The organism is Desulfovibrio sp. 7SRBS1, assembly GCF_049723905.1.
In the GTDB taxonomy this organism is placed as follows: Bacteria; Desulfobacterota; Desulfovibrionia; order Desulfovibrionales; family Desulfovibrionaceae.
Genome location: NZ_JBJKFD010000001.1, coordinates 1,014,208 through 1,032,475, shown reverse-complemented (window position 1 = coordinate 1,032,475; position 18,268 = coordinate 1,014,208). Strand labels below are relative to the sequence as shown.

Sequence of the window (18,268 nt, the reverse complement as noted above, 5' to 3'; positions counted from 1 at the left end):
GTTCATGGCTGGAGTGCTTGCATATCTCCTGCTGAGTTTCGGCATTGCCTGGGGGATTTGGGAAGGGCTTATAACCAAGGGATGGGTTCCTGGTGAAGCATCCTCCATGCTCCAAGTTTTGTACGGTGCTTTCGCCCCGGCTTTGGCGGCGTTTGCAGTCCGTCTTCTGGTAACCAGAGAGGGCTTTGCCGATGCAGGGCTGGGATTGCGGATGGGAAAATGGCGATACTACATGTTCGCCTGGTTTTTTCCGCTTCCATGCGTGTACGTGGTTTTGGTCCTGGCCTCTTTGCTGGGATTGGCCGATGTCGATTTTTCTTTTCGTGGCGGGCTTAGCGCTCTGGCGCAGGGGAGCCCGGAAGGTGGGTTCCTGCGTGACTGGGGATCTTTGAATCTTGTAACCAGTTCGCTTGCCTCTGCCGTCCCCGCCAGCCTTATTCTGTTCGGGGAGGAATTCGGCTGGCGAGGATATCTGCAACGTCGAATTTTTACCCGCAATCCCTTGGTCGCGGCTGTGATAACAGGCATTATCTGGTCGTTGTGGCACCTTCCGCTCAACCTGCGTGGGTATAATTTCCCTGGGCATCCTGTCTTGGGCATGGTTACCTTCACTGTGGGATGCATACTTTTGTCCATCATTTATGGATGGCTTCGGGAGCGCTCCGGAAGCATCTGGCCGGTATGTCTGGCGCATGCTTCGACAAACGCGGTAGGGGCGTCGCTGGTACTGTTGGCTGTGCCAGCCTACTCTGGGGTGAGTGTGGCTTTTCTGGGCGTGCTGGGCTGGATTCCCTTGGGTCTTCTGGCAGGTTGGATCATCGTCCGTGGCGGGCTGAAACCTTTGGCGGTTAATGAGGCCGAAGTGGAGGAAACTGAAGATGCCGCATGATGTGGATGCAGCTGTAGAGGTTCCTTCCCCTCGCGCACTGGAGCGACGTTTTGATAGGCTCCAGGCCCTTGTTGAGGACCGGCACAGGCAGTTTTTGAGTTTACGGCAGAAGCGCAAGGTGGTTGAAGAATTTCTTGAGCTGGCCCCCAAGGCAGGAGCCGTGCTCGATGAGCTCAGCCGTACGTTATTTGGGGAAATGCTGGATGAAATTGAAGCGAACCTTACGCATGCCATCAAAGAAATTTTGGGGCAGGAGCGGCGCGTCGTTTCAATACGGGAGCTGAAGGCCGGCAGATTGACCATCCAGTTTCAGATAGAGCGCGAGGACGGGGATATCGAGGATATCCTGCGCGGGCAGGGAGGGTCGGTCTGTAACATTCTTTCCGTAGGCCTTCGTCTTATTGCCCTCTCCCTCCTGGACCGTGACATGCATCGTCCTTTTTTAGTTCTGGACGAACAGGATTGCTGGCTTAAACCGGAGCTTGTGTCGCGTTACATGGGGGTAATCAAAACCGTTGCTGACAAACTGGGGCTGCAGGTCTTGGTTATCAGCCACCATCAGATCGATCATTTTTCTTTGCGTGCCGACCGTATTTACAGTCTTTTGCCGGACTGGGAAAAAGGGGTGTCGGTACAGGTGGTCAAAAATTCGGAAAATTCGGCCTCTGCTCCGATTGAGGGGTGATGGAGGCATATTCAAGCCTCGAAAACGATGATCACGCTGGCCCCAGGTGAATTCTCCAGCCTGATTTCACCTTCCAGCTGGCTGGTAAGTCCTAATACCAGCTGGATACCCAGCCCTTGGGACTTATCCTTGGAAAATCCCTCGGGAAAACCAGGTCCTGTATCCGAAATCTTCATGGTTATGGTTTGCTCCTTGCGTTCTGCATGGATTGTAATGCTTCCACCGTTATCTTTTAACGCGTGTTTGAGCGCATTGGTGATCAGCTCGTTAAGAATAAGGCCGCAGGGGATGGCTTTGTTCACCGGAAGTTCCAGGCTCTGGACCTGGACATTAAACGAAACTCGTCTTCCTGATAGCGAGGCGCTTCTGTACGAAGCCACAAGTTTTTTTACATAATCTGCAAGATTGATCTTGGAGAGGTTTTGCGACTGGTAGAGCTGCTGGTGGACCAGAGCCATGGAGGTTATTCGCCTTTGGCTCACGATAAACACTTCTTTGGCTTCGTTGGTGTCAAGCTGGTCCATTTGCAGAGCAAGCAAACTTGAAATGATCTGTAAGTTATTTTTCACCCTGTGGTGAATTTCCTTGAGCAGAACTTCCTGTTCTCCCAAGGAGTGGCGAAGGTCTTCTTCTTTTTGTTTAAGCACCTCTTCTGTCCGGGCTCTTTGGGCCAGTTCCTTATTGAGTTCCGATGTCTTGGCAAAGACTCGCCTTCGTAGGCTCCAATTCCAGATAATGCCTGCTCCGGCCGTAATGAGAATTGCCGTCAATCCCCAGAAAATGAAATGGGTTGGGAAATGTTTTTCTGGATAGACTCCAAACCATTTCGTGTAAATTCTGTCATATTCTCCTGTCTCTTTGAGGAGACTCAATCCTTCGTTGAGCATGGACTGGAGTTCTTGTCGCCCCTGAGGAACGGCAAAACAAAGGTGTTGAGGCAGGATGGCAGTGTCTATAGGGGTAATGTTTGTCAGCCCGAAACGTTTGGCGTTGTATATTCCCTGGAATTTCCCCAGGAGAGCGCAGTCAGCCTCTCCTGCTGCAAGTCTTTTCAGTGCAGTGGGTTGATTCAAAACCGGCAACAGGATGCTGGAGGGAAGCTTTTTGCTGGCCCATTCGTGCATTATGTCGCCGTCCTGTACAAGGATTGTTTTTCCCTTGAGATCATCAAGCGACATGATTGGGGATGATTTACGGATGAAGATGGCATGGTTGACGACGAGAAAAGGAATTGAAAAGTCTACCTGGGTGTCGCGTCTTGGGGAAAAGAACATCCCGGTAAGCATGTCTATTCGGCGGGTTAGGAGGTCTTTTCGTATCTCGTTCCACGAGCCCAGAAGAATGAAAGGGGAAAACCCCATTGTTTTGCCGACGGCCTTGAGAAGCTCCACGTTGAATCCATCAGGCTCACCGTCATCATTAATGAATTCATAGGGCGGGTAATCATTGCTGCCTCTTGCCACAATAACTCTTTCTACTGCCTTCGCGGGACAAGGAAAGAAAAATAGTCCCAGCAGGCAAAGCATGGTTGAAAGAAAAATGCCGCCTTTTTTTCGACAGTGGGAGGCTGTGAAAGTGGAGGCGGCAGGAAAAAACATGGAAGAGCCCTCGTGATTAAGCAACGTCTCAGGTGGCAGGCCTCACCAGCATGAGTACGTATGGTTTTTGGGGGGGCTACGGAGTTTCTTTTTGCCCGTAGTTTGCAAACTTGGCGATAACCGTATCCATTTCTTTGGCAGGCAGGATGACCGGATCTCCCACCGCCTTTGTTCGATAGTATATCTGTGCAACCAGTTCCGTTTCTTCCGCGGTTTCAAAGGCTTTGAGAAGAGTTGTTCCTACGGCAACAAGCCCGTGGTTTGCAAGAAGCACAGCGTTGTTATTGCCAATTGACTCGGCCACATTGTGGGCCAGAGCGTCGGTTCCATATGTGGCATAGGGAGCCAATGGAACCTTATGACCACAAAAACCGATGAGATAATGTACGGCCGGAATTTCCCAGTTCAGACAGGCCATGGTTGTGGCAAATACGGAGTGTGTGTGGACTATAGCACGGATATCCGGGCGTTTGTCGTACAGGGCAAGGTGAAACCCCAGTTCACTGGATGGTTGTTTCTCCCCCTCCAGGACAACTCCTTTGCGATTCATAATCACTATATCCTCTGGGACGAGGTCAGCGTAGTCGATTCCCGAAGGTGTGATGGCGATCATGTCGGACATTCCCGGGGCTGCCCCGGAACAAAGACTCAAGTTGCCTCCGGTTCCGGTTGTCAGTCCTGCTGCAACCATTTTACGACCAAAGCGTATGACTTCTTCTCGTTCTGCTTGCATCAACATTCTAGCAAGGGACTCCTAAAGTAAAATTTGCTTTCGTTTGAATCGATGGAGCTATTCAACCTGAATTTTAGGCATTCGTCATTCAGAAACTTTTGTGATTCTGAAAGATACTACAAAACGTGTAAAAGAACAGCAAATCATTGGGAGTTGTTCGAGTACGGCCATGCGCGGCTTGCCTCCCTTGTGACCTGTGGGTACATTTTGACAGGAGGCAATATGGTAAAGCATCGCTCCTTGCGGGCATTAAGGAAGGTTAAAGTGAAACCACGCAAGCCGAAAGTTCAGGCCAGCACGGATGATTCAAAGCAGGACAAGGAAGAGCCTGATTTTCAGAGTGCCATGAAAGGAGTGACCCCCCTTAAAGGAAAGGGGAGAAGTGTTACGTTGCAGAATCGGCCGAAGCCTGCTCCAGCCCCAAAGTCTTATGAACATGATATTCTGGATTCCCTTCGGCGAATTGTGGAGGGAGAGGCAGAATTCAAATTGGAATATTCAGGAGAGTATATGTACGGCCACGTTCGCGGGCTGGACGATGTACTCATGCGAAAATTGCGAGCCGGGGCTTTTTCCATAGAAGCTCATGTAGATTTGCATGGGTTGAATTTGGAACAGGCGCATGAGTGTTTGCTGCAGTTTATCCGGGACGCTTATGTAGCGGGCAAACGGGGAGTACTGGTTGTTACAGGGCGTGGGAAGGGGTCTTTGATGGGGATACCGGTGATTAAACAGGAGGTACAGCATTGGCTTACCAAAGATCCGCTCCGCAGGGTGGTCCTGGCCTTTTGTACGGCGTTGCCAAAGGATGGAGGAGCGGGGGCGTTGTATTTACTGATAAGGAAGTACAGGAAAAACTATGGAAAAGTGCACTGGGATAGAGATGGTTTTTTCCATGAAAAGTAAAGAGGAACAAAGTGTTACATTCAATTTAGCCTCATCTCGGGAGAAGTTTTCCTGATTACATATTTTTAGTGTGCATAAAAAAAGATTGAAAGCCTTCTGGGGTTGATTTGAGATGCAAGAAGAGAAGCCTTTTCTTTTTTATTCTTTCCATAAAATCCAAATTTTTCATCTAATTGCTTCCTAGTATGTATAAAATGCGGGAGAAAAATCTTCATCTATTGAACTTAATAAAGATAATAGACAGGGTGTCGCTGTCTTGGTAGGATTAAGTAAAAGTATAGTTCAAATAGCATATCCAGAGGGGGACCCTACGTATGATGCTTGATCAATGCTCATCATCCGACGAATCCGAAGATTATCTTGTTCTCGATTTGACGCAAATTTCGAAGGAAAAAGCTCTTAAAACTTGGCTGGTTTATCACGGCATTTCAGGAAAACAGCTGGCAAAGCGCCTTGGGGTCAGCCCTTCAACAGTGACCCGGCTTCTCAAAGGAACCCAGCCCATAGGGCGTGTGCGTGATAAATTACTTCGTTTGGGGCTCCCCAAAGAACTGCTTGCCTATGAATGCCAGGAAGATATTGCAGAGTAACAAATTGCTGGGCGGTGTCTCTTGTTGTGAAGTTTGCAGGAGGCAGAAGGGGACACGCGAAGATGATTGGTCTTTGAGCGACTGTTGTTCGACGAGATTGAGTTTTTTGATGCCGACTTTGTGGTCGGATGTGTGTACGCAACTCAAATAGGGTTTTCATTTGTCGTTGCAAAATTCATAAAAGTAAGTTTACCTACCACTCTAGAATGTATTAACTCATTTCGTTTTTGTCGTTTTCCATAACCGCCGATGTTTAGGAAGCGGAGGGTGGAATGCCCCGAGTGTGGCAGTAAAGGCATGGGGCAGCATCCAAATGATTGTGCTTTCATGCATGTAATAGATTTTGTGGATAGCCTGGATATGGATGTTTTTGTGAGGTAATAAGCACGACAGAACTCTATAACAGGACTGAAAGCGGAAAGAGATATCGTGGAGCTCTGCCTCAAGTGTCCGTTTGTGGGAACGGATATTTGGCAGGGAAATTTGGCAATTTATTGTTGGTAGGACGATGAGTATTTATCTCGATTTGACGAAGACGGAGAGGCTAAAAGCTGTAAACGCGTGGCTAACTTACCATGGTATAGGTAAGACTGCTTTGGCGGAAAAGCTTGGTGTTGACCCTTCCTTCATTACGTATGTTTTGCAGGGGAAGCGGAGATCCAGAAAAATCTTTAAGGAATTGGTTGGCCTTGGCATACCCAAGGAGCTGCTCCCTCCGCAAGGAGTAGGCCCCGGACGTCCGCCAAAGAAGTAAGGGCACCGCGTATAGCATCTTTGGTTTTGATAGATCGGGTGCTGACTTCTTTAAATACCGCATTGTACCCTGCGGTATAAATTGGGGGAGCCACCCCCAGAGGCCATCTCTACTTTGGGATGATAATATTGAGGATGTTTACAGTTAAAGGCGAAAATTGGATTTTGTTGCTGGCCGAAAAGTGGTTTGAGGGGAGATGAACAGTAGCAATGCAACGTTGACGGTTATCTGTAGATTTCCAAAAGGGTTATATCATCGGAAGGTTCTGCAGTGCCGCACCATGCGGTGAGTTCGCGAACGAGTTCGCTTCCGAATGGTTTCTTTTTCGACTGTCCCAGAAAAGAATTCAGCCTTTCATTTTCAAACATATCTCCATATATATTACGGGCTTCAGTTACACCATCGGTGATAAACAGTATGCTTGCATCTTTTTCCAGTTGGATTTCCTCCTGAGCGTAATCGTACTGCGGGAGGATTCCCAGAGGTAATCCCCTGAGTATGGGGCCGAAAGTGAATTTCCCTTTTTGTTGCCACAATGGGGGCAGATGCCCACCATTCGAGAGCTGGATGGAACCGGTGGCTGGGGTGTATCTGCAGGCTATGATTGTTACAAACAGCCCGTCTTCGGATAAAAAGTCGTAGAGTTCCTCATTTGCTTTGGACAACAGGGAGGCTACACTCTCAAATTTTAAAGCCGCACTGCGAATTTTAGACCAAACTGCAGCCATCACCAAAGAGGCTGGCAACCCCTTGCCGGAGACGTCAGCAACGTAGACCAGATGGCTTCCATCCCCTAGGTTGATACAGTCGTACAGATCTCCACCAACGAAAACCGCTGGTTTTGAATAGGCCCAGACACCACCATGCTCACCAAAATCTGGCAGATTGGGCCAAAAGTGCCCCTGAATGTGGCTTGCCGCTTCGAGTTGGGCTTCCAGGCGTTGTTGTTGCAAGCGCTGACGTAAAAGTCGGGAGCGGAGAATCGCAACGGAAGCGAGGCTGGCGAAACTTTCCAGGATGTCCTGATCCTCTTCATCAAAAAAACTTTTTCGACAGGGATTGATGACCTGTATGACCCCCAGCAGTTCATCGCCGTGCAGCAGAGGGGAACAAAGCAGAGAGCGGGTTACGAACCCCGTGGCCATATCTGCGTTGCGAAAAAAACGGGTATCGTTGCGTGCGTCCTTCACCATGACAGATTCTTTATTTTGAGCAACCCAACCTGCCAGCCCCTGCCCAAGCTTGAGCTCTACATTATCCAATAGTTCCACTTGGACTTTTTCGCCCAGGATATTGTTTTTTGCCAGGGTGAACTCCAGCACCTTTCGCTTCGGGTCGTAAAGCAGAATGCTTGATGCTTCCGACTCCGTGGCTTCCTGGGCCAGATCGAGCAGTCGCTCCAGCAAGGTGCTCAGGGATTCAATTGCAGCTAGGGATTGATTGGCCTGAATGAGTTTTTTCAGACGTTCCGAGTGGTGGCCATGGGAAGGGGCACAAGAGTTCATACTTCTTTTCCAGGTAATCCTTGCCGAATACTAGAACACTCAGATCCTAAAGGCCGTTGCTGTTTACCCCAATGGGGCCGGGAAAATGGTGTATGCTGTGGGTATTTTTATTTACAGCATGTTGACCGGATCAAGGTCCAATTGCAAGCGCAATTTGCCATTGTTGGGCTGGAGGCGTAGCGCCTGAGCGTAAAGTGCCCGGATATCCTTCCAATTCTTGCCCTTTACAAGGCACTGAAAGCGTTTTCGTCCACGAATTTGTGCCAGCGGAGCTGGAGCCGGGCCCAGCAGTTTCAGTCCACTGCGTTTTGCCGCCTCTCGCAGAGTCTTGGCCATTTCGAGTATTATTTGTCCGCCTTCAGGCCAGTCAAGCGGATAGTTCATGCGGATCAGCCCGAGCTTTACGAATGGTGGATAAGCAAAGCGTTCCCGCAATCCGATTTCACGTTCGTAAAAAGCTTGGTAATCCGCCTCAAGTACAAACTGCCAAAATGGGTGCCCTGGATTACGCGTCTGAATAAAGACTTCACCGGGATGATCCCCACGTCCTGCTCGTCCTGAAACCTGAACCATGAGCTGAAAAGTTCGTTCCGCAGCCCTGTAGTCTGGGAGATTAAGCCCCAGGTCGCCTTCGGCGGCGACGACCAAGCGGACTTCGGGGAAGTGGTGTCCTTTGGATAGCATTTGGGTACCGATAAGAACCTGTGCCTTCTGCGCTGCAAAATCGGCCAGAATCGTATCCATACGTTCCTGCCGTCGGGTAGTGTCTCTATCCAGACGGAGTATGGATGTATTTTCCGGCAGCAGGCTGGGGAGCTTTTCCTCCAGCTGTTCCGTGCCGCCTCCCATGGGAACAAACGTGTTTTGGCCGCAGTCCGGGCAGAAAGTTGGAAAGGGAAGGGTATAGCCGCAATAGTGGCAAATCAGCCGTTCTCTTGCCTTATGGTAGGTCATTCCGACACGGCAATGAGGACAGGTTACTGCCTGCTCGCAGTTGAGACAGTACATGAGGGGAGCGTAACCGCGCCGGTTCAGCATGATGATGGCCTGCCCCCCTGAGCGGATGACTTCTTCCAGTCGGTCCAGGCTTTGTGGGGCAAGCGGTTCGTCCGCCTTGAGTCCTGCCGTATCGATCAGGCGGATTGCAGGCAGACTTCCGCCTCCAACCCTATGGGAAAGCGTCAGGGTATCCAATGCGCCGGAACGGGCGGCATGAAAGGTTTTAAGGTCTGGAGTTGCCGACCCAAGCAGAAGCAGGGCCTTATGGTATTTTGCCAGAAAATAGGCAATTTCCTTGGCCTGGTAGTTGAGTCGGTCTTCCTGTTTGAAGGATTCATCGTGCTCTTCATCCAGAATATACAGCCCCGGATTCGCAACCGGAAGAAAAAGTGCCGATCTGGTGCCTATAATGACTGTCGGCTTGGCGCATGCAGCCTGCGTAAAGGCCGCATCTCGAGCAGCCGTAGCCAGGTAGCCGTGGTAAAGCAGTACGTTCGCTGTTGGCAGGGCCTTGCGCGTGGATGCGTAAAGTGCACTGGCCAAGGCTACTTCAGGAGCCAGGAGGAATACAGATTTGCCTTGTGCAAGGCAGCGGGCGGCTAGCTGGTGGTAGACCAGCGTCTTGCCGCTTCCTGTTATGCCGTGCAGCAAGCGTGTGCAGTACTCATCACGCTCAAGATCCTTGCTCAGAACATCCAGAGCGGTGGACTGCTCAGAAGAAGGGCATAGCAGCTGGCACGATTCGAAAGAGAAATCCTGCCCGGGGGATGAGCATTCGGGAGTATCTCGTTCTTCGCGTAGAATGAGCATTTCCTTGCGTGCCAGTGCGTTGACTGCCGGTCCCACGTTTTTGCCAAGTGTTGCCAACATTTCCGGCTTGGAGCAGGTTCCCCTATTGAAGAGGTACTCCATTACGGCGATCTCCCGTTTTGCATTGGGGCGCAGTTGCCACGGAGGATCGACAGCCAAACTGACCATGGTTCGTAGCTTGCCCGGTCCGGTTGCCGGGAGCATGGCATTTTGTGCCCATAAGCGGGCGAGTTTTTCCTGCTCGTGGACGGAAGCTCCCCTCAGCTCCTTGAGCGTGACAATCCTGGGCGAACTGCCGGAGTTGACGAGAAAGTGCTTGGGAAGAATGCGCAGTTTTTGTGGAAGTATATTCGAAAGAATACGCCCCACCGGCTCCATTTGCCGTATGGAAAGATTTTGAGCCAAGTCGATGAAAACTTCCCCTGTTGTAGGGACGTGCTCAAGCGGCCAGAGAATTTCTTTGCACTCAACTCCGCTGGGGGGCTCTGCATTTGTGTCCACAACCACCGCTGCCCGCAAGGAATTTCCCATGGGGATTATGACCCGGAGCCCCTTGGCCCAGGAAATGTCGGCCAAGTGGGGAGGTACGGCATAGGTCAGTGTGCGGTAGGGGGGAGAGCAAACGGCCGTATGAAGGTAACGGGATCCAGTGCTCATTTTATGGTTTCACGGCTTGGGAAAAATCATCTCTGAAAAGGTCAAGCGGACGGGACGTTTCTTGGGGAGGCGCAAAACCACCAAAGCGTTGTTGGAACATGTTTGTACTTAGTATGGAACGGGCTTGGGCGGAGTTGGGAGCACCCCATTTGATCTCCCCGCTCATCTTTTGCCCGTTGGCAAAATGTACGGAAACTTCCCGAGGAACCCATATACCTTCCAGGAGGTTGTAACGGGAAAATTCAAGAGTCCATCCCTGGGGCTCTGAAACCAAGCGGACGGGCACATTGCGTTCGTTGTCCAACCATATCTGACCACTATTCTTATTTCCAAGTACCAGACAGGGCCGATTCGCAAAAAAAGAGAATCGCATTTTTGACGTGTCGGTCCCCAGCTGCTCTGCCAAGTCGGAGAGCGGAGCAAGGTGCCAGTAGTATAAGACTGGCATGGGGAAAGAGCTGACAGAAGGATAGGAGGCCATCAAATCGGTTTCCCCCCCGAGAGCGGCCGAGATGACTTTGGCTGCCTGGTCTTCTTTGGAAGCCCACTCCTGATACCAGATCAGGCCGGATTGGATGGTGGTTACCCGCATACGTCCGGTTTCAAGTGTGGCATTTGAAGCTCCCTCGGATAGTTGGGGTAGCCAGATGGCCTGATACGAGTGAAGACGTTGGCTTTGCGCTTGGGTTTGGGATTCCAGGGTGTCAAAAGACGGGAAAAAGGCCCCGGCCGGTATTGCCGGGGCCATGATTATACTGATCAGAAGTAGCAGCGCGCAGGCTATCTGCAAGAGAGAAGCTCCTGAAGTTTAAGGACAAGGTCGTCCCGAAGTGATTCGTCGTGAAGTGCGAAATAAATGTTGGCAGTAAGGTAATCCACCCAGTCGCCAGCGTCAAAGCGGCGTCCTCGTATTTTCACAGCCAGCAGACGATCATTCTTGGCTAATTTTTGGAGAGCGTCCGTCAGCTGGATTTCTCCACCTACTCCGGCCGCAGTTGTCTCCAGATGTTCAAATATTTCGGGCGTCAGAACGTAACGTCCGATGACGGCCAGATTGGAAGGCGCTTCGCTTACGGGGGGTTTTTCAACCATATTGCGGACCTTGAAGAGGCCTGGGGCGTATTCCTCGCCTGCAATGATCCCGTATCTGTTTACCTTGCTGCGCGGAACTTCCATCACGCCTATAACCGGCATGTTTTCGGCCTTGGCAACGTCGATAAGCTGTTTGATACCCGGTTCGGAGCCAAACATGAGGTCGTCGCCGACCATTACGGCAAAGTTGTCGTTTTTAACAACTTCTTTGGCGCAGAGCACGGCGTGCCCCAGTCCGAGCTGTACTTTCTGCCGGACGGAGATGATGTTGACCATCTCTGCCACTTCTCGGACTTCCTTGAGGATTTCCGTTTTTCCTGCGCGCTCGAGCACGCTTTCCAGCGCCAGGTTATAGTCGAAGTGGTCTTCAATAATTTTTTTGTTCTGGTTGTTGATGAAAACAACGTCGGTCAGCCCCGAGCTTTGGGCCTCCTCGACGACATACTGCACCGTGGGCTTTTTATAGATGGGCAGCATTTCTTTGGGAATATTTTTTGTGGCGGGCAGTGAACGAGTTCCCCAGCCTGCAACGGGAATGACAACCTTGGTGATCTCCATTGGACAACCTCCGTGTCGAGTTAGATTATATGCACAAGATGTTGTGGTTTTCAGCCCAGAGTGTTCCTTACCGTTTCCGAAATGTTTTGTGCAAGGAAAGAAACGAGTTCTTCATCTTCTCCTTCAACCATGACTCTGGCAAGGGATTCTGTCCCTGAATAGCGAAGCAGAACTCGTCCACGGCCTTTGAGCTTCTCTTCCGCCGATTTGACCGCTTCCTGGATTACGGGTGCCTGCTCAAAAGGCTTTTTATGTTCAACCCTTACGTTCATAAGCACCTGCGGAAAGGGCGTGAGGAGATTTGCGAGTTCCGACAACGGCTTCCCTTTGGTTACCATGATGCGCAGCATTTGTAGAGAGGCGAGAATCCCGTCACCGGAAGAAGCCAGTTCATTGAAGATAATGTGTCCAGACTGTTCTCCACCAAGGGAAGCGCCTCTGTTACGCATGGTTTCGGCGACATACCTGTCCCCAACCTTGGTACGAAGAAGGGTGCCGCCCCGTTCCTGCATGAACAGCTCCAGGGCCATATTGCTCATGACTGTGGCAACGAGCATGTTGCCGGGCAGTTCACCTCGTTCCATCATGTCCAAGGCGCACAAGGCCATTATCTGGTCGCCGTCGAGCACTCGTCCGGTTTCGTCCACCAGAATCACCCGGTCGCCGTCTCCGTCCAGGGCAATGCCAATATCCGCTCCCAACTCTCTCACCTTTCCGGCAATAAGTTCAGGATAGGTGGAACCGCAATTGTCATTAATATTCTTGCCGTCGGGAGCACAGGCAAACTTATGGACTTCCGCACCTAGCTCCTCAAAGACCAGAGGGGCTACCTTATAGGTTGCTCCATTGGCGCAGTCCAAGGCGATTTTCAAACCGTCCAGGGTCAGTGACTGAGGAAAAGTGTTTTTTACGGCTACAACATACCGTCCGGAAGCGTCATCAATTCTGTGCGCTTTTCCCACCCGGTCCGGTGAGGGATAATCCCAACCGTTTGCTTCTGTTTCCAAAACCATCTCGGAGATGATGTCTTCAATCTCGTCGGGAAGTTTGTTTCCTTCGGCATCGAAAAATTTAATTCCGTTATCACTATAAGGATTATGTGAAGCAGATATTACGACGCCTGCGTCTGCTCGCATATTGCGTGACAAAAACGAGATTGCCGGAGTTGGAAGAGGGCCAACCAGGAAAACATCCATGCCTGCTGCGCACAGGCCGCTTGTCAGAGCGGATTCGAACAGATAGCCGGAAAGCCTGGTATCTTTACCTATGACCACACGATGGCGACGGGACTTGTTTTTAAAGTAGGTGCCAGCTGCAAGACCGAGGCGCAAGGTTATATCGGGGGTCATGGGATAGGTATTGACCCGGCCACGAAGACCATCTGTTCCGAAAAGGCGTTTACTCATCGAAAGTCCTTCTGAGTTGTATTGTTGCGCCGTGTTTACCAGCGCATTATTTTATTTTCCCATGGGACACACGGATCTTAACCGAGGATGGTTGCGCCTGTAAAAGGTGCACTCCCTCGGGCAACTCCACCCGATACAGGGTTGTCCGTGTGCCTTCCGATAAATCCACTCCCGACGGCAGATGGACGGAAATGGAATTCCTGAACTTTTCATTCAGGGGCATGGTTTCTGGTTTTTCCAAATGGAGACGGACCTGTTGTGGGGTGATTTTTATGCTGCTTCCCTTGGGAAGGTCCGAAGCCGGGAGCTGCATTTTTTGGGTGACCCAAACATTCACCATATGCGGCCCAAATAGGAAACGGACTCCAACCTCATCCGGGTTTGCTTCCGCATCTTCCGGCAACAACAGGGGCGCCTTGCCGACAACCTGCTCTGCCATATGGTCGGGCACTGTAAATTCCTGAGTATAAACAGACTGCATGGCTTTGATAACCGACTCTGGGCCGCGAACATCCACATCGGGTGGATAGGCCGAACTTCCCTGCAATTCCCAGTTTTTTGGCAGGGTCCCCGTCCATACGGGTTTTACCGGAAGCTTGCGGGAAATGATGTGCTCTACCTCGATGGTCATCTTGGAGGGCTTTATTTCCGAAACCTGGATGGCCCCCTCCGTTTTTACATCTTCCGGGCGCAGAGCAACGATGACACGACCTGCTTCAATATTGCCCAGGTCGCAGGTGTAGCTTAGCCTGTTGGGGTCCAGATTTCGGAGCATTCCTTTGGGACCGCGGAGTTTTACCTGTATTTTGTTCAGCAGACCTGTGCGTACAGTGAGCCCCTCGGGAGGCTTTGTAGTGACTATGGGAATATCTACCCAGGTCTCTACCTTTTCCCTTCCAGTCACCATATACCAGGAGGCAACAGCCAGGACCACGGCCAGGAGTGCGAATCGCCAATTATTTTGCATAGGTCTACCTGCTCATGGCTTCCTTGATTCGTTCCAGAAGTCGGTCCTTGGTCATCCCGCTGTGCATCTGGCCGTCCATGACCAGGGAAATATCACCACGCTCCTCGCTTACGACCAAAACGAGAGCATCGGACTCTTCGGACATTCCCATGGCTGCTCTGTGCCTTGTGCCAAGGGTTGGGTCGAGACTGGAAGACCCTGTCAGAGGAAGTATGCACCCGGCAGCTGCTACCCGGTCTTTACGAATGAGCACGGCCCCGTCATGGAGTGGAGAGCCGTGGAAAAAAATGGTCATTAGGAGTTCCCGGCTAACCTTGGCTCCGATTTCGCGGCCTTTGCTTTCCACGTCTCCCAGGGGAATGCGCCGTTCCAGAACAATAATCGCTCCCATGCGTACTTTTGCCATGGCACTGAGTGCTGCGACGATTTCTTCCAGGGAATTTTTGCCCAGACTGTCTATAGGGAAAAGCCCGGCTCCCATGTCGGCCAAGGCTTTACGAAAGTCGTTTTGGAAAAGAATGATGATGACGAGAAAGACTGATCCCAAAAAGTTGGCAAGTAACCAATTGAGCGTATACAGGCCGAGTTCATCGGAGAGGTAGTAGAGCAGAGCGACAAGAGCCAGGCCATATACTGCCCGGACCGCCCTTGTGCCTTTCATCATAAGAATCAAGCGATAGTAGATCAGGGCAACCAGCCCGATATCCAATATGTCTCGCCAGGAAAGGCGTAAAAGTTCGCGAAGTTGTTCGTTCATCCGTGTTTGTCCGTACGCGGTTCTTCAATCACTCAATTTAACATCCCGTTTGGGGACAGCGCAAGATGGAGACATTCAAGGGATTATTTCAGTTCCATCTACTTTGGTTGAGGACATTGCTGCAACCATCTGCAAGGTTCGGGCTGTGTGCGCCACATCGTGCACCCGGTGAATTCTGACACCTCGTGCACCTAGGAGAGCCGTGGCCACCTGGGTGGCGGTTCCCCGTTCTGCGGTTTCTAGTCCAAGAAGGGCACCCATCCAGCTTTTATTCGACAACCCCATGTAGACCGGACGTCCCAGTTCTGCAAATTCTTCTATGTGTTGAAGTATCGCCAGGTTGTGCTTCAAGGTTTTTCCGAAGCCAATACCCGGATCGAGTACTATGCGGTCTTCGGGAAGTCCGGCACGGACGAGGTCATTCATCGTTGTCTCAAAAAAGTCTCGGATGTGCGCGACCACGTCAGCATACTGTGGGTCGTTCTGCATGGTTTGGGGATCTTTCACTGAATGCATGAGCACGTACCCAGGCTTATACTGCACCAGAACATCCCGAAGGGCCGGGTCGAAACGACAGGCAGAAACGTCGTTGACGACCACGGCTCCGGCCTCCAGCGCGGCTACTGCGGTTTTTGCCCGGTAGGTATCCACCGACACGGGGGCAAGTGGGGCCAGTGCCTGGATGACTGGTTCAACTCTACGGATTTCTTCCTCAGTCGAAATTTGCTCGGCGCCGGGGCGGGTTGATTCTCCACCCACATCCACCATGTGCGCCCCGTCGGCAATCAGCTTTTGCCCCCAGGCTATGGCCTGGTTTTGATCGTTATGTTGGCCGCCGTCGTAAAACGAGTCCGGCGTGGCATTCAGGATGCCGACAATCAGAAAGGGGGTGAGGCTTGCAACCTCACCCCCTGTTACAGTCCAGTTAATTGGTGCTTTTTTCATTTAGTGCAGTTTTGTGTCGTCGTCTTCGTCGTGACTCCAAGTAAACTCGTCACTGCTTGGCGCCTGCGTCTGCTCGGTTGAACCGGGGGCAGGAGAGGAAGCCTGCTTGGTCGTCGATTCTTGTTCAGTTTTGCCTTCCTGCTGTGTACCAGCCGAAGCATCGGACTTGGCACCGCCTTCTCCTCCGCCATCGTTGGCGGGCGGTGTGGACGGTGAACCGTTGGTGGCAGGCGGCATGGGCGGAAGCTTTTTATTCTGCATGAGCAGGTCTATGTCCTTGCCGGAGATGGTTTCCCGTTCCAGCAGAGCTTCGGCCATCCGGTGCATCACTGCTTCATGTTCACGAAGCAGGCTGCGGGCCTGTTCATGGGCTTCATCGATAAAACGCCGTACTTCGCTGTCGATAAGGCGGGCAGTGTCTTCACTGTAGTCCTTATTGTGGATCAGCTCCTTGCCCAGGAATACCTGTTCGGTATTGTCACCGAATGACAGCGGCCCGAGTTTATCGCTCATGCCCCACTGGCAGACCATCTTGCGCGACATTTTGGACGCGCGTTCAATATCGTTGCTGGCACCGGTAGTTATTTTACCGATGAACAATTCTTCGGCAACGCGGCCACCCAGCATGAAGACAAGCATGTTTTCCATGTAGTCTTTGGAATAACTGTGACGATCATCCTCGGGCAGAGTTTGGGTCAGCCCCATTGCCATGCCGCGTGGGATAATAGTTACCTTATGTACAGGGTCCATTCCCGTAAGTAGCTTGGGAATGAGGGCGTGGCCTGCTTCATGGTATGCCGTGACACGCTTTTCCTCTTCGGAAAGAATGACGCTACGTCTTTCCTTGCCCATGAGGACCTTGTCCTTGGCTTCTTCAAAGTCGTCCATGCGGACTTCATCCTGGTTATTTTTGGCGGCATGAAGAGCAGCCTCGTTAACCAGGTTTTCCAAATCGGCACCCGAAAATCCGGGGGTACCCTTGGCAATGATTTCAAGATTTACGTTGCGGTCGAGCGGCGACTTGCGGGTATGCACCTGAAGAATGCGTTGACGGCCCCGCAGGTCCGGCGTGGGAACCACAACTTGGCGGTCGAAACGTCCGGGGCGCAGCAGCGCCGGGTCCAGAACGTCAGGTCGGTTTGTGGCAGCAATGAGAATAACGCCTTCGTTGGACTCAAAGCCATCCATTTCAACCAGCAGCTGGTTCAGTGTCTGTTCACGTTCGTCGTGTCCACCGCCCAGGCCAGCGCCTCTTTGGCGGCCAACGGCGTCGATTTCGTCGATGAAGATCAGACAGGGCGCGTTTTTCTTACCTTGTGTAAACAGATCGCGCACGCGGGCAGCGCCCACACCTACGAACATTTCCACAAAGTCCGAGCCGGAAATGGAAAAGAAGGGGACTCCCGCTTCTCCGGCCACAGCTCGGGCCAGCAAGGTTTTACCTGTTCCGGGAGGGCCTATGAGAAGTACGCCCTTGGGAATGCGTCCACCGAGCCGTGTGAATTTTTTGGGTTCGCTCAGAAAGTCGACGACTTCCGAGAGTTCTTCCTTGGCTTCGTCTACTCCGGCTACATCCGCAAATGTGACCTTGGTCTGTTCCTTGGTCAGCATTTTTGCGCGGGAACGTCCGAAGGACATGGCTCCGCCACGGCCTCCTCCGCCTCCCTGCATCTGGCGCATGAAAAAGATCCATACACCTATCAGCAGCAGCATCGGAAACCATGATACGAGCAGCGTCATGTACCAAGGGGCCTCTTCCTGTGGTTCGGCCACCACCTGGATCTTGTTCTGGATAAGTTTATCCACAAGTTGGGGATCGTTCGGAGCAAACGTCTGGAAACGCTTATCCTCGACAAGTACACCTGTGATCTTCTGACCCTGAATTTTAACAGCCAGAACCTCTCCATTGTCCACCTTGTTGATGAATTCACTATAGGGGATTTTGGAGTCAACAGTTTGTGGCTGGTTGAACAGGTTGAAGAGAACGATCATCACCAGGGAAATGGTGATCCACAATACGAGATTCTTTGTGAAACTGTTCAAGCCGGTCTCCTTCGCGCCGGTTGTATTCTTTGGCAATCCGTCCCAAAACATGTTTAAGTGGACGGGACTCACCGATATAATACCTCGTCATTGCGCAGGCAACCCAAATCGGCAGATTCTTACGAATTAGTATGCCTGGTGGGCTGCTTTTTTTCTGAAAGTCTTGCAATGTCTCCCATCTAGGTCCTTATTTGCGCAGTCTCGCTTGTTTTCCGACACGGTTCCTGATAGTCAGTTACGCCAAGCGGAAGCCTATCTGATTTTGGAAGCGTTTTCTCGCCGGTGCGGGACGTGGACTTCAAATCCATTGGACGGTCGAAAGGTCGTCGGTAGGTTCGACTCCTATACGCTTCCGCCGAACTTGTCTTCTGTAT

General features: G+C 51.5%; 15 protein-coding genes and 1 tRNA gene. 5 read left to right on the top strand and 11 right to left on the bottom strand.

Going from position 1 to position 18,268, the window contains the following annotated elements; all coding sequences use genetic code 11:
- Positions 1-4 precede the first annotated feature (4 nt).
- Both ACI0FJ_RS05055 and ACI0FJ_RS05050 read left to right on the top strand, forming a co-directional pair.
- On the top strand, positions 5-889 hold the full coding sequence (locus ACI0FJ_RS05055) for a lysostaphin resistance A-like protein (protein ID WP_424299847.1): 885 nt from the start codon (positions 5-7) through the stop codon (positions 887-889).
- A complete protein-coding gene (locus ACI0FJ_RS05050) occupies positions 879-1,574 on the top strand; it encodes a hypothetical protein (protein WP_424299844.1) in 696 nt (231 codons plus the stop codon). The genes ACI0FJ_RS05055 and ACI0FJ_RS05050 overlap by 11 nt, the downstream gene beginning before the upstream one ends.
- An 11-nt stretch (positions 1,575-1,585) precedes the next feature.
- Here the strand turns inward: ACI0FJ_RS05050 and ACI0FJ_RS05045 are convergent, their stop codons facing one another.
- Entirely contained in the window at positions 1,586-3,100 is a 1,515-nt protein-coding gene (locus tag ACI0FJ_RS05045) for a transporter substrate-binding domain-containing protein (RefSeq protein ID WP_424299841.1), read from the bottom strand.
- 148 nt (positions 3,101-3,248) lie between these two features.
- Entirely contained in the window at positions 3,249-3,911 is a 663-nt protein-coding gene (locus ACI0FJ_RS05040; RefSeq protein ID WP_424299838.1) for an L-fuculose-phosphate aldolase, read from the bottom strand.
- A 216-nt stretch (positions 3,912-4,127) separates the two neighbouring features.
- Here ACI0FJ_RS05040 and ACI0FJ_RS05035 point away from each other — a divergent pair, with 216 nt between their 5' ends.
- On the top strand, positions 4,128-4,811 hold the full coding sequence (locus ACI0FJ_RS05035; protein ID WP_424299835.1) for a Smr/MutS family protein: 684 nt from the start codon (positions 4,128-4,130) through the stop codon (positions 4,809-4,811).
- A gap of 314 nt (positions 4,812-5,125) precedes the next feature.
- Complete coding sequence (locus tag ACI0FJ_RS05030) at positions 5,126-5,401, top strand: helix-turn-helix domain-containing protein (RefSeq protein WP_424299832.1); 276 nt, start codon at positions 5,126-5,128, stop codon at positions 5,399-5,401.
- A 978-nt stretch (positions 5,402-6,379) separates the two neighbouring features.
- On the opposite strand, the gene ACI0FJ_RS05025 is transcribed toward ACI0FJ_RS05030, so the two are convergent.
- The 9 genes from ACI0FJ_RS05025 to ftsH all read right to left on the bottom strand — a co-directional run bounded on the left by ACI0FJ_RS05025 (position 6,380) and on the right by ftsH (position 17,894).
- On the bottom strand, positions 6,380-7,561 hold the full coding sequence (locus tag ACI0FJ_RS05025; RefSeq protein ID WP_424299829.1) for a PP2C family protein-serine/threonine phosphatase: 1,182 nt from the start codon (positions 7,559-7,561) through the stop codon (positions 6,380-6,382).
- Between the two features lie 210 nt (positions 7,562-7,771).
- Positions 7,772-10,126, bottom strand: a complete 2,355-nt coding sequence (gene priA, locus ACI0FJ_RS05020) for a replication restart helicase PriA (RefSeq protein ID WP_424299827.1) — start codon at positions 10,124-10,126, stop codon at positions 7,772-7,774.
- A gap of 1 nt (position 10,127) precedes the next feature.
- The gene (locus ACI0FJ_RS05015; protein WP_424299824.1) at positions 10,128-10,916 is read right to left on the bottom strand and encodes a hypothetical protein; all 789 of its coding nucleotides are present in this window, start codon (positions 10,914-10,916) and stop codon (positions 10,128-10,130) included.
- Complete coding sequence (gene galU, locus ACI0FJ_RS05010) at positions 10,907-11,776, bottom strand: UTP--glucose-1-phosphate uridylyltransferase GalU (RefSeq protein ID WP_424299821.1); 870 nt, start codon at positions 11,774-11,776, stop codon at positions 10,907-10,909. The genes ACI0FJ_RS05015 and galU overlap by 10 nt, the downstream gene beginning before the upstream one ends.
- 50 nt (positions 11,777-11,826) lie before the next feature.
- A complete protein-coding gene (gene glmM / locus ACI0FJ_RS05005; RefSeq protein WP_424299818.1) occupies positions 11,827-13,182 on the bottom strand; it encodes a phosphoglucosamine mutase in 1,356 nt (451 codons plus the stop codon).
- Positions 13,183-13,228: 46 nt separating this feature from the next.
- Positions 13,229-14,149, bottom strand: a complete 921-nt coding sequence (locus tag ACI0FJ_RS05000) for a CdaR family protein (RefSeq protein ID WP_424299815.1) — start codon at positions 14,147-14,149, stop codon at positions 13,229-13,231.
- A 4-nt stretch (positions 14,150-14,153) separates the two neighbouring features.
- Entirely contained in the window at positions 14,154-14,906 is a 753-nt protein-coding gene (gene cdaA / locus ACI0FJ_RS04995; RefSeq protein ID WP_424299812.1) for a diadenylate cyclase CdaA, read from the bottom strand.
- Positions 14,907-14,981: 75 nt separating this feature from the next.
- Positions 14,982-15,851: a dihydropteroate synthase gene (gene folP / locus ACI0FJ_RS04990; RefSeq protein WP_424299809.1), complete on the bottom strand. Its 870-nt coding sequence runs from the start codon at positions 15,849-15,851 to the stop codon at positions 14,982-14,984.
- The gene (gene ftsH / locus ACI0FJ_RS04985) at positions 15,852-17,894 is read right to left on the bottom strand and encodes an ATP-dependent zinc metalloprotease FtsH (RefSeq protein WP_424299806.1); all 2,043 of its coding nucleotides are present in this window, start codon (positions 17,892-17,894) and stop codon (positions 15,852-15,854) included.
- 264 nt (positions 17,895-18,158) lie between these two features.
- Between ftsH and ACI0FJ_RS04980 the strand changes: the two genes are divergently transcribed.
- Positions 18,159-18,249 (top strand) — tRNA-Sec (locus ACI0FJ_RS04980).
- Positions 18,250-18,268 lie beyond the last annotated feature (19 nt).